Here is a 12,168-nt window from a genome sequence, read left to right as displayed (position 1 = left end):
ACATGGCTAAGAAATCTGCAATCGCTCGTAATAAAAAGCGCATCGAAATGTGCGACAAGTTTGCCGAAAAACGTGCAAAGTATAAGGCAACTATCGCAAACCCAGACGCAACCGACGAAGAGTTCTTTGATGCTCAGCGCCGTCTAGCCAAGTTGCCTCGCAACTCCTCACCGATCCGAGTGCGTAACCGTTGTTCCGTTACCGGACGTCCTCGCTCTTACATTGGAAAATTCGGACTCTCCCGAATCACTTTCCGCGAACTTGCCTCACAAGGCCGCCTCCCCGGTGTTACCCGTTCTTCTTGGTAATCCATTAAGGGAGAAATTTTTACTCATCATCTAGTTATGGCTGTTCACGATACCATTGGCGATTTTCTCACTATACTTCGCAACGGGTCTGCTGCTCGCAAAGAATCCTGCACGACTTACTTTTCCAAAATTCGGGAAGGTATTGCTTCGATTCTTAAAGACGAAGGCTACATCTCTGATTATGAGGTGTCGACCGACGAGAAGGGGCGGAAGTTCATCACCGTCACGCTCAAGTATGTCAAAGACACGCCCGCACTCGCGGGAATCTCACGTGTGTCTACTCCCGGCCGTCGCGTCTATTGCAGCTACCGCGAAATCCCTCGCGTGCTCGGAGGCCTCGGCATTGCAATCCTAACCACATCAAAAGGCATCATGCGTGCACGTGAAGCCCGTCGCAACAAAGTCGGCGGTGAGCTCATCTGCAACGTATGGTAAGGAGGCACCTATGAGCAGAATTGGAAAACTTCCCATCGAAATTGACGAGAAGGTAACTGTAAAAGTGAGCGGCCAGACCGTCTTCGTTGAGGGACCTAAGGGAAAAATTGAACAGTCTTTCGACAAGGCTGTATCCATCGAGCTGGTGGATAACACCGTAGTGGTGAAGCCTGCCTCGGATAGTCGCCTGGCGAATGCGCTCTATGGCACTGTGCGTTCTATCATCAATGGTATGGTCATCGGAGTCGTCAGCGGCTACGAAAAGGAGCTTGAGATTCAAGGTGTCGGTTTTCGCGCTGATTTGAAAGGCACCTCTCAACTCGATCTAGCTCTAGGCTATTCCCATATCATTCATTATAAGATCCCCGAAGGAGTGAAGGTGACTGTCAATGGTGGCACCGCTCTTAAGGTAGAGGGAGTTAACAAGCAGATGGTCGGTCAGGTAGCTGCCTCGATCCGTTCATTTTATCCCGCAGAGCCTTACAAGGGTAAGGGTGTCCGCATCAAGGGCGAATACGTCCGCCGCAAGGAAGGTAAGAAGACTGCCTAACGCAGCTTGAACCCGTAGAGATATGAAACTCGAAAAGAAAAAAACTTTAGCCCAAAAGCGCCGCTGGCGCATCCGCAGAAAAATTAAAGGCACGGCTGAACGGCCACGTCTCACTGTGTGCTGCACGAACAAGAACATCCATGCTCAGTGCATTGATGACGATGCTGCGGTCACCAAAGCTGCAGTCAGCTCAATCAAGATGGACGACGTGAAGTGCAACGTCGCAGGTGCTGAGGTGCTCGGTGCGAAGATCGCTGAAATTGCAAAAGAAAACGGTATCGAGTCTGTGGTCTTTGACCGCGCAGGACGCCGCTACCACGGAATGATCAAAGCATTTGCTGACGCTGCCCGCGCAGGTGGCCTAAAATTCTAATCCGCCCATGAGTAACGATAGACCCAACAATCAAAATCGGGGCGGACGTGACAACCGCGGTGGCCGCCGTAACGACGATCGTCGTAATCGTGACCAAGGTGAGCAAGAGCCACCTGAGTTCGTCGACAAGGTAGTATTTATTAACCGCTGTGCGAAGGTCGTGAAGGGAGGTCGTCGCTTCTCATTCTCCGCGCTCGTGGTTTCCGGAGATGGCAAAGGTCGTATCGGAGTCGGATATGGTAAGGCCAAGGAAGTACCCGAGGCTGTCCGCAAAGGAACCGAGTCTGCACATCGCCAGATGGAGCACATCAGTTTCGAAGGAGAGACCATCCCACACCCAGTTTTGGGCGAAGCGGATGGCGGTAAGGTATTGCTACGCCCGGCATCAGAGGGAACGGGCATCATCGCCGGTGGTGGTGTGCGCGCAGCGCTCGAAGCCGTTGGCATCAAAAATGTGCTTTCTAAGAGCTTGGGCTCGAATAACCACTTGGCCGTTGTAAACGCAACGCTTGCAGGTCTCCGTCAGCTCCGCACAGCTGGACAGATCAAAGAATTGCGCGCCGCAACTGCCGAGGCATAACCCAGCTAATCGACATGAGACTTCATTCAATCAAATCTTCTGATGGTGCGAATCGTCGCCTCCTTCGCGTTGGACGCGGAGAAGGTAATGGTCGCGGAAAGACCTGTGGCCGCGGCCACAAGGGTCAGCGTTCCCGTGCCGGTTTCAGCCAACGTCCTGGTTTTGAGAGTGGACACGTGCCCCTCTATCGCCGTCTTCCTCACCGCGGATTCAACAACAAGAATTTTTCTACCACCTACGATATCGTTAACCTCCGTGATCTGAGTGACTTCGGAGCTGATGAAATTACTCCTGAGCTTCTCAAGAGCAAAGGACTGGTGCGTTCATCCAGTGATCTCGTCAAGATCCTCGGTGATGGTGAATTTACTGCCAAGGTGAAGATCAGTGCTCACAAGTTTTCCAAAAAAGCTAAAGCATTGATCGAAGCTGCTGGAGGCGAGGCCATTGTCATTGAGACAAAGGTCGCTCCAGAAGCTGATTCATCTGAGACGGAGTCATAATTCATCCTCTATGCTTTTCTTGAGTCAGCCGGTTTGCATGTAATACCGGCTTTCTCTTTTCCCGGACTCTCTCAACATGTTCTCTGCTTTCACCAACAGTTTTAAGATCCCTGAGCTTCGTAAGCGCCTGGTGCTTACGATCTCACTGCTTTTTGTCGCGCGGATCGGTGCCAACATTCCACTGCCTGGAATCAACCCTCAGCTGATCAAAGATTATTTCGATTCGGCTACGGATGCCAGTGGAGGCGTGGTCGGCATGTTCAACATGTTTACTGGGGGCGCGCTGCTGAATGGGGCGATTTTTGGTTTAGGCATTATGCCTTATATTAGTGCCTCGATCATCATGCAGTTGCTGGGGGCGGTTTTCCCTGCTATCTCTCGTTTGCAACAAGAGGGGGATGTGGGACGTGAGAAACTCAACAGCTACACGCGTTACCTGACTCTTGGGATTTGTTTAATCCAGGGTCTCCTGCTGGTCTTTGCTTTGGCGCTCAACCCTGGTGCCATCATCCCGGGCTACTCCATCGCAGCGAATGGCGAAATCGTCCAGATGCCATTGTTCTGGTTCGCGCTGACCGCTACCTTATTTCTGACCACCGGCACCATGATTATGGTGTGGTTGGGTGAGCAGATCACTCAGTCTGGTGTAGGAAATGGAGTCTCACTGCTTATCACTGTCGGTATCCTCGCAGATCTGCCGCGGGCGGTAGCGACGCTTTACGGCATGTTTAATGTGCCTGCCGGTGTGGAAGGCGTGACGCGTCTAAATCTGCCAATCGGTGTGCTCTTGGCCCTGCTTCTCCTTGTGGTAACAGCGTCGCTTGTCGCGATCACTCAGGCACAACGCAAAATCCCTGTGCAGTATGCGAAGCGGATCGTCGGACGGAAAGTCTATGGCGATCAAAGCTCGTTCTTACCGCTTAAAGTAAATTATGCAGGTGTAATGCCGGTGATCTTCGCCTCGGCGCTGCTCATGTTTCCGGCCCAGATTTTGAATTCTTTGGGCGGTGCAACAGGCATCAGCTTCTTCAATCGCGCGGCATCATGGATCGGGCAAGGCGAAGCTGCTTATTACATCATTTTTGGATCGATGATCTTCATTTTCAGTTATTTCTGGGTGTCGATCATGTTCCGTCCCATCCAGATCGCGGATGATCTCAAAAAATACGGTGGATATATTCCGGGAGTGCGTCCTGGGGATCCGACTGCGAAGTTCCTCGACTTCGTGATGACCCGTCTGACTTTCTTCGGCGCTTTCTCGCTGATGGTGATCGCTCTGTTTCCCGATCTGTTGTTTAACTTTCTCAATATTCCGTTCACGGTGGCCATCTTCTTTGGTGGCACGGGAATGTTGATCACTGTGGGGGTGGTGTTGGATACCATGCGACAGATAGAAACCTATCTATTACAGCGCCACTACGACGGTTTTCTCAAGAAAAGTAAGGGTAAAGCTAAGACCTCGACACGCAACAAGCAGCTTATGGATACCACCGATCTGCGCGAGTCTTGGAAACTGTGGCGTCCCTTCTTTTACGTCGCTGGTGGTCTGTTTGTAATCGGTCTCGTATCAGCCATTTTTAACTGAGTCCTTTTTATCAACATTTCGCGGCTTCGTGATATCGCTTCGGCGGAGGAGAGCCCATCACTCCGCATCTGTTCTATCAGATAAGTCCTAACCCATTTATGATTCCAATAAAGTCAGACAGTGAAATCTCGCAGATGCGGACAGTGTGCCAAATGGCCGCTACCGTATTGGATGAGATGGTCCAGGCTACTGACGTGGGTGTTACGACATATGATTTGGACCAGTTAGGGAAAAAGTTGATGCAGGAGCAAGGCTGCGCGAGCGCCTGCTATAACTACAAGAACGGTTCAAAGATTTTCCCAGCACATACCTGTATTTCCGTGAATGAAGAGATTGTTCATGGAATCGGGAGAATCGAAAAGACGCTCGAGGAGGGAGACGTGATCACTCTGGACGTCTGCTGCTTGCACGAAGGTTGGGTCGGCGACAACGCCCGTACGATCATTGTCGGTCAGCCGCGATCTGAAGAGGATGCTTACTTGGTTGAGCATACGCGCAAGGCCCTAGATGCCGGTATCGCAGCGGCGCGACCCAACAAACGGGTCGGTGATATTTCATATGCGATACAGCAGTATCTGGATCGCCAGAAACTCGGAATCATTCGTGACTTTGTCGGTCACGGCGTCGGGCACTCGATGCACGAGGAGCCACAGATTCCCAACTTTGGACGCCGGAATACGGGTCCAAAGTTGCGTGCAGGGATGACTCTCGCGATCGAACCCATGGTTGCTTTGGGCAGCCCTCAAGTAGATATGCTTGAGGATGGCTGGACAGCCGTTACGCGGGACCGCAGTTCCGCTGCACACTCTGAACACACAGTTCTGATTACTGAATCTGGACCCGAAATTCTAACTGTGCCAAAAAATCACAAATAAAAGCTTTTCTCAGATCGATAAAAAGGTATTTTCCAATCTTTTCCGTAAAATCAAAGCCCTAGACTTTTTATGCCACGCTTACTCGGAGTAGACATTCCGCCCAACAAAAAAATCCCATTCGCTTTGCGCTATGTATATGGTATTGGCCCGACACGCGCCGACCTCGTCGTGAAGGAATCTGGTTTCGATCCAGAGAAGCGCGCTCGCGAGCTTTCTGAAGAGGAAGTAAACCAGCTTGCTAACATCATCCTGGAAAAGGGATTTGTTGTAGAAGGTGACCTGCGCCGCGACGTGGCATCCAACATCAAACGCTTGATGGCTGTCCGTTCGCATCGTGGTATGCGTCACCAGCGTGGACTCCCTGTCCGCGGACAGCGTACCAAAACGAATGCCCGTACCCGCAAGGGTGGTCGCCGGACTGTCGGTGTTGTGCGCAAATAGTAACTATTTACCTATTTAAACGAAATGAGCGACGAAACCGAAAAACCGGAAGAAGAGCTAAAAGAAGAGACAGCTCCTGCAGCGGAAGTTGCAACTGAAGAAGTTCCCGCTGAAGAGGCACCTGTCAAAAAAGAGGAGACTGCCGAAGATCTTCTCAAAGAAGATTTGGGTGATCTCAAGATCCGCCGTGCCAAAGGCAGCAAGAATGTAATCAACGGAATCGTAAACGTGTTGGCTACTTTCAATAACACAAAGGTGACTTTCTGTGACTCCAAAGGAAATGTAATCTCTTGGTCCAGCGCGGGCAAGATGGGCTTTCGCGGATCACGCAAGTCTACAGCTTATGCCGCCCAAGTGGTCACTCAGGACGCCGGCAAGGTTGCCCTGTCTCACGGCATGAAAGAAGTCGTGATCAAAGTTAACGGACCTGGTATGGGCCGTGATTCTGCAGTGCGTGCTGTCCAATCACTGGGTCTCACTGTTACCGCTATTACAGATGTCACTCCAGTGCCTCACAATGGCTGCCGCCCTCCCAAACGCCGCCGCGTCTAATTTCTAAAACGATTTTTCCATGTCTCGTTATACAGGACCTACTACACGCTTGAATCGCCGCTTTGGAATGGCGATCTTTCCGGCGAACAAAGCCTTTGAACGCCGCCCCTTCCTTCCTGGTCAGCACGGACCCCGTCTGCGCCGGAAGATGAGTGAGTATTCACTCGGCCTGAATGAAAAGCAAAAGCTGCGTTTCATGTATGGGCTGACAGAGAAGCAATTCCGCCGCACATTCGAGCAAGCTAAGCGCGTTCGTGGTGTTACCGGTGAAAACTTTTTGACCCTTCTCGAAACTCGCCTCGACAACGTCATTTACCGTATGGGCTTCGCTCGCACACGTCGTGCCTCGCGTCAGTTCGTTACCCATGGTCATATTTGCATTAACGGGCACAAGGTCGACATCCCCAGCTACCAAGTAAAAGCTGGTGATGAAGTCACTGTCCGCGAGCGTAGTTCAAGCCGTCAGCTTGCAACTGCAAATATCGAAGATGCGGCTTTCCGCACACCCCCATCGTGGTTATCCGTGCTTCCTGACCAGATCAAAGGTCAAGTCACACGTATGCCCAGCCCTGAAGAGTTGGAGACCGGCATCAATGTTCAGTTGATTGTTGAGTTCTACAGCCGCTAATTCAATCCGCTTCACACCCTTTTAAATCTAACTGTCAGCCACACAGCGTCGAATGCCTAAGCGTCTCGGAAAATTCGAATTACCACAGCGTCTCATAAAAGAGGACTCACAAACGGATACGTATGCCAAATTTGTGGCTGAGCCGTTCGAAACAGGATATGGCCACACCATTGGCAATGCCCTGCGTCGTGTCCTCCTTAGCTCAATTGAGGGAGCAGCAATCACTTCTATCAAAATCGATGGTGTAGACCATGAGTTTCAAAGCGTCGACGGCATCGTCGAAGATGTCACCGACATTGTTTTGAACCTTAAAAAGGTCCTCATCATTTCTCACAACAGTGATGCGTTTAAGCTCATCATTGATGTTGAGAAAGACGGAGCTGTCACAGCTGGAGATATCCAAGCTGAGGCTAATGTGGATATCGTAAATCCCGAACAGGTGATTTGCCATCTCGACAAGACGCGCCGTTTTCTTGCTGAGCTTGAGGTGTCCATCGGACGCGGATACTGCCCAGCTGAAAATAACAAAACCGAAGAACAGCCCATTGGCGTTATTCCAATCGATTCTTTGTTCAGCCCTGTCAAACTCGTCAAATACGAGGTCCAAGACACGCGTGTAGGCCAGATGACAGACTACAACAAGCTCACACTCGAAGTGTGGACAGATGGTCGTATCTCTGCAGACGACGCCGTGAAGCAGTCTGCCGCTATTTTCAAGCATCACCTTGAAGTATTCGAGCAGGTCAGCGACGAGGAGATCGAGTTCGAGAGCGAAGGTAAAGAGATCAGCGAAGAGCAAAACCGTCTCCGCAAGCTCCTCAATATGAGCGTGAATGAAATCGAACTCTCGGTGCGTGCTGCGAACTGTTTGAACAATGCAAACATCACCACCGTCGGTGAGTTGGCTATGAAATCTGAGCAAGAGATGCTCAAATACCGCAACTTCGGAAAAAAATCTTTGAACGAGATAAAAGACAAGCTGGAGCAGCTGGGTCTTTCTCTCGGCATGAAAATCGACGAGCGACTCATCGATCGTCCATTAGACTAATATCATCAGGAGCAGATCTAAATGTCCTGACTCCATCCTTAAACACTTACTTCTGACACGAGATGCGTCACGTAAAACACAACCACAAATTGGGTGTGAAGACCGCCCATCGCAAAGCTTTGGTAGCCAACCTGGCTGCGGCGCTTCTGCGTCATGGTCGTATCCGCACTACACTGCCAAAGGCTAAGGCATTGCGTCCATTTATCGAGAAGATCATCACTCAAGCCAAGCGTGCCAAGTCGGCAGGCGGCGCAGCCGCATTGCACTACAAGCGCACGGCCCTTGCCCGCGTGCGTGATGTCGAGGCGATTGATCTCCTTTTCAACGAGAAGGTCGAAGAATTCATGAATCGCAACGGTGGCTACACACGCATCTACAAGTTGGTGAAGCGCGTAGGTGACGCAGCCGATATGGCGATCATCGAGCTCATCCCTGGCGATGACACCGGCTACTCAAAAAAGAAAAAAGGTAAGGCTGCTAAAGACGATTCTGCTGGAGAGACCGAAGAGGTGACTGAAGTCGAGGCCGTCGAAGCTGAAGAAGTTGAATCAACTTCTGATGAGACTGCCGAGCCCGAAGCCGCGGTTGAAACACCTGAAGACTCAGCCGAAGAAGAAACGGACAAGAAGGACTAGCTTCTTTCCCATCGCTTAATATTTTGAACCCGGCATGTAACTACGGTTGCAGCCGGGTTTTTTGTGGATTTATACCATAACGGATATGGTAGAAATCCTCGTAGCAGTTCTAATTGGTTCGGGCTTTCTCCTGGCACTTATCTATGTCTGGGGAATTGAAAATTCTCTTGTGAAGAGAGATGCTGAGCGCCGGGATGAACGGCTGCATCATTGCGTGCGCTGTGCGCATATTTATCTGGCAAATACGGATATATCAAAAGACTCCTCGTGCCCAGCATGCGGACAGGTGAATCCGCCCCTTCAGTTTTGAGCCCGAGCAAGATGCTTTCTCATTGATCTTATTAGGCACTGTAGATGCAATCGTGACTCATGATCGACCCCGAGGTGCAAGAGCTCCTGACTGTTCAGGATCGCGATACTAAAAAGATAAGGCTCGAAAAAGAGCTGGCAGCGATTCCTGCGAAGATCGACACGCTGGAGGGAAAAAAGACTGCGGCGCGCGATGAATTTGAGGAAAAGAAGTCGACTCTACGTGCCTTGGAAGTCCGTCGTAAGGACTTGGAGAATGAATTGGGCTCTGCAGAGACACAGGTCGCCAAATACAAGAACCAGCAACTCTCGGTAAAGAAGAACGAGGAATATCAAGCGCTGACTCATGAGATTGAGACAACTCAGACAAAAATCAGCGACCTCGAGACCCAAGAGTTGGAAGTGATGATGGAGATTGATGAGGAGTCTGAGCGGGTAAAGGAATTAGAATCGACGCTTGATGGTCGCCTGGCCGCTTTGGATTCCGAGATGGCTGAAATCAAAGAAATAGAGCTGAATCTAAAGACTGAGCTAGAGCAGGTCACAACGGCCTATGAAGATGCTCGTGGAAAGGCGTCCACAAAGTTTATTCGCGCGTATGATCAGGCTAAGCGGAATTTGAAAAACCGTCCTCCGTTTGTCGCGCCGATTGAAGATGGTATGTGTCGGCGAAGTCATTTGAAAGTCTCTCAGGAAACGATCGAGGATGCTCGGGTGCATGGTACGCCGCATTTCTGCGATGTGACCGGCTGTGTGATTTACATCGATACTTGAGGTGGTTGCGGAAGACCCATCGGTGTTGCCGATTGAGCAGTTGCGGGGTGCTATTGTTTCTCTGTTTCAGGATAAAGAGTGTAGTCGGGTAATTATTGGAGCAGAGACCGGGTCAGGAAAATCGACTCAGGTGCCGCAGATGATCCTTGATGGTGGCTGCCTGCCGTCAGACAAACGTATCTTGGTGCTTCAGCCACGCCGGATCGCCGCGCGGATGTTGGCCAAGCGTGTTGCTGCAGAGCGAGGTGAGGAGCCGGGGCACACGGTGGGCTTTCGCATGCGCCATGCTCATGTTGTGTCTGCTGAGACGCGGATCGAATACATTACTGAAGGTATGCTCACCCAGCGAATTTTGAATGAGCCGAAGCTGGACGGTGTGGGCGCTATCCTTTTTGACGAGTTTCATGAGCGCAGTCTCCAGGCCGATGTAGCCCTGGCGCTTGCGTTGGATATTCAAAACAAGCTGCGCCCCGATCTTCGTATTGGTGTGATGTCCGCTACTTTGGATACGGAGCGGGTGTCTGAATACTTAAACCCCTGTAGGGTGCTCAGTTGCTCTGGGCGAACGTTCCCGGTGGACATTCGCTATGCGGCGCAGCCAAAGCGGGTCGATGGCAAACCGATTTGGGAGCAAGCTGCTTGGCACGTGAGCCAATTGTTCGAAGAGGAACCTGAGGGGTCTTGTCTCGTGTTTATGCCGGGCGCTTTTGAGATTGGGCGGACTCTCGAAGCTTTGGAGCGTATCGGTTCGCTACGACAACTTGAAATCTGTGCCCTTCACGGGGAGATGTCGCCGGAGAAACAGGATTTTGCTCTGAACGAGGGCAGTCGTCCGAAGGTGATCGTTTCGACCAATGTCGCGGAGACTTCACTCACCATCCCGGGGGTGACCAAGGTGGTTGACTCAGGCCTTGCGCGTAAACTGCGCTATGATCCGCATCGAGGGATTAATACCCTTTATATCGAGCCCATCAGCCGAGCGTCAGCGGACCAACGCGCGGGTCGTGCTGGGCGGCTTGCGCCCGGTCGCTGTGTGCGCATGTGGGGGCAGAGTGAGCATGGGAACCGTCCCGTTAATGAAGATCCGGAGCTGCTTCGTGTCGATTTGAGTGATGTGCTCCTCACGATCGGAGCGGCGAAACATGTGGACTGGGATGAGCTTAAGTGGATGGATTATCCAGATCAGCAACGTCTCGAACGGGCGCGCTCCGTTTTAAATTGGATCGGTGCTCTGGATGCATCGGGGCATATTACTGAGATGGGTAGACAGATGGCCCGTATGTCCGTCCATCCTCGCTATGCGCGGGTGTTGCTTGAGGCGGCGGGTTCAGAACACCTGGATGCCATCTGTGTGCTGGTAGCGCTGTTTCAGGAGCGCGATGTCATCATGCAGCTCAAAGATAGGCGGAAGGAAAAAGAACGGGTTGCCTGGTGGGAGCAGCATGATGATGCGGAGCTAAGCGATCTCTGGAAATACCTCATCGTTTGGGAGCAGGTGGCACAGACGCGCTTTGATATGCGGTTTTGCCGTGAGTGGGGCCTGCATGGCGTGTCTCTGAGAGAAGCTGCTAAGACTGCGCGGCAGTTGCGGCAACAAGTTCCTGAGAATGCGATCAGTCGTGAGGATTCGCCTATCACTGAGTCGCTTGCTCGCTGCTTTTTGCGCGGATTTCCCGATCATGTCGGACGACGCCTTGATCGCGGAACACTGCGCTGTGAGCTCGTCGGAGGGAAGCGGGGTGATATCCGTCGCGAGAGTGGGGTGCGGCAGGCACAGCTCTTTGTGGCGATTGAGCTGGATGAGCGGACCAGCCGTGGGGGTGTTTCGACCTATCTCGATAAGCTGACGGCCATCGATTTAGAGATGCTGCGCGGCTGTTTTCCGGATCAGATCAAGACTTACGGAACGGTGCGTTTCGACAAGGCACGTCAAGCGCTGGAAGCGGTTCAAGTGACGGCCTACCGCGATTTGGTTATTAAAGAGGAGCCGGGTGGTGAGGTGGACGCTGTGGCTGCCGCTGAATTTTGTGCGGGTAAGGTGCTGGATGGAGACTGGAAAATCAGGGCGTGGGATGCATCGGTGGAGCAGTGGATCGAGCGGGTGAATTGTGTTGCACAATGGCAGCCCGAATTGGGGGTCAGTGTGATCGATGAGGCAGGTCGGCGTATGATGCTTGAAGAGATTTGTTCTGGTGCGTCCCGCGAGAAAGACCTTGTGGGACGGGAAGTATGGCCGGTTTTAAAAGCGTGGATACCGGATATGTTGCATCCTTTACTCGATCATCTAGCGCCTGAGGAATTTCTGCTGCCAACCCGTCGCAAACCAGCCAAGCTACGTTACGATGCCAAGCATGCGCGTGTGATTTTACCGGCCACGGTTCAGGAGCTATATGACTTGAAAGCGAACGATTTGAAAGTTTGCGATGGTGCGGTGAGCATTACGATTGAAGTGCTCGCACCGAACCGGCGTCCGGTTCAGCTCACTGATGACCTCGTTGGGTTTTGGGAACGTAGCTATCCGCAAATAAAGAAAGACCTGGCCGGACGTTACCCGAAGCATGATTGGCGGTGAGTG

Annotated in this window: 15 protein-coding genes; all 15 read left to right on the top strand. The window is 51.8% G+C overall.

Translation table 11 applies throughout. From position 1 onward, the window contains the following. Positions 1 to 2: 2 nt before the first annotated feature. The 15 genes from rpsN to hrpB all read left to right on the top strand — a co-directional run bounded on the left by rpsN (position 3) and on the right by hrpB (position 12,165). A complete protein-coding gene (gene rpsN, locus HRU10_02825; GenBank protein NRA26164.1) occupies positions 3 to 308 on the top strand; it encodes a 30S ribosomal protein S14 in 306 nt (101 codons plus the stop codon). A gap of 36 nt (positions 309 to 344) precedes the next feature. Beyond that, on the top strand, positions 345 to 743 hold the full coding sequence (gene rpsH, locus HRU10_02820) for a 30S ribosomal protein S8 (GenBank protein NRA26163.1): 399 nt from the start codon (positions 345 to 347) through the stop codon (positions 741 to 743). 10 nt (positions 744 to 753) lie between these two features. Then, complete coding sequence (gene rplF, locus HRU10_02815; protein NRA26162.1) at positions 754 to 1,293, top strand: 50S ribosomal protein L6; 540 nt, start codon at positions 754 to 756, stop codon at positions 1,291 to 1,293. 22 nt (positions 1,294 to 1,315) lie between these two features. After that, positions 1,316 to 1,666 (top strand): 50S ribosomal protein L18, encoded by a 351-nt coding sequence (locus tag HRU10_02810; protein ID NRA26161.1) that lies wholly within the window; start codon positions 1,316 to 1,318, stop codon positions 1,664 to 1,666. Between the two features lie 7 nt (positions 1,667 to 1,673). Further along, the gene (gene rpsE, locus HRU10_02805) at positions 1,674 to 2,246 is read left to right on the top strand and encodes a 30S ribosomal protein S5 (protein NRA26160.1); all 573 of its coding nucleotides are present in this window, start codon (positions 1,674 to 1,676) and stop codon (positions 2,244 to 2,246) included. Positions 2,247 to 2,260: 14 nt separating this feature from the next. Then, on the top strand, positions 2,261 to 2,746 hold the full coding sequence (rplO, locus tag HRU10_02800) for a 50S ribosomal protein L15 (protein NRA26159.1): 486 nt from the start codon (positions 2,261 to 2,263) through the stop codon (positions 2,744 to 2,746). Between the two features lie 76 nt (positions 2,747 to 2,822). Next, a complete protein-coding gene (secY, locus tag HRU10_02795) occupies positions 2,823 to 4,331 on the top strand; it encodes a preprotein translocase subunit SecY (protein ID NRA26158.1) in 1,509 nt (502 codons plus the stop codon). Positions 4,332 to 4,429: 98 nt separating this feature from the next. Continuing rightward, entirely contained in the window at positions 4,430 to 5,206 is a 777-nt protein-coding gene (map, locus tag HRU10_02790) for a type I methionyl aminopeptidase (protein NRA26157.1), read from the top strand. Between the two features lie 69 nt (positions 5,207 to 5,275). Then, entirely contained in the window at positions 5,276 to 5,647 is a 372-nt protein-coding gene (gene rpsM / locus HRU10_02785; GenBank protein NRA26156.1) for a 30S ribosomal protein S13, read from the top strand. Between the two features lie 24 nt (positions 5,648 to 5,671). Then, on the top strand, positions 5,672 to 6,199 hold the full coding sequence (gene rpsK / locus HRU10_02780; protein ID NRA26155.1) for a 30S ribosomal protein S11: 528 nt from the start codon (positions 5,672 to 5,674) through the stop codon (positions 6,197 to 6,199). Between the two features lie 19 nt (positions 6,200 to 6,218). Further along, on the top strand, positions 6,219 to 6,827 hold the full coding sequence (gene rpsD, locus HRU10_02775; GenBank protein ID NRA26154.1) for a 30S ribosomal protein S4: 609 nt from the start codon (positions 6,219 to 6,221) through the stop codon (positions 6,825 to 6,827). Positions 6,828 to 6,879: 52 nt separating this feature from the next. Continuing rightward, positions 6,880 to 7,875, top strand: a complete 996-nt coding sequence (locus HRU10_02770; protein ID NRA26153.1) for a DNA-directed RNA polymerase subunit alpha — start codon at positions 6,880 to 6,882, stop codon at positions 7,873 to 7,875. 62 nt (positions 7,876 to 7,937) lie between these two features. After that, positions 7,938 to 8,510: a 50S ribosomal protein L17 gene (rplQ, locus tag HRU10_02765; protein NRA26152.1), complete on the top strand. Its 573-nt coding sequence runs from the start codon at positions 7,938 to 7,940 to the stop codon at positions 8,508 to 8,510. A 369-nt stretch (positions 8,511 to 8,879) separates the two neighbouring features. Continuing rightward, positions 8,880 to 9,593 carry a hypothetical protein gene (locus tag HRU10_02760; protein ID NRA26151.1) on the top strand — a complete coding sequence of 238 codons (714 nt, stop codon included), beginning with the start codon at positions 8,880 to 8,882 and terminating at the stop codon, positions 9,591 to 9,593. A 1-nt stretch (position 9,594) separates the two neighbouring features. Further along, on the top strand, positions 9,595 to 12,165 hold the full coding sequence (gene hrpB, locus HRU10_02755) for an ATP-dependent helicase HrpB (protein NRA26150.1): 2,571 nt from the start codon (positions 9,595 to 9,597) through the stop codon (positions 12,163 to 12,165). Positions 12,166 to 12,168: the final 3 nt, after the last annotated feature.

The organism is Opitutales bacterium (assembly GCA_013215165.1).
Taxonomy (GTDB): Bacteria; Verrucomicrobiota; Verrucomicrobiia; order Opitutales; family JABSRG01; genus JABSRG01.
This window is presented reverse-complemented; position numbering and strand designations above follow the sequence as displayed.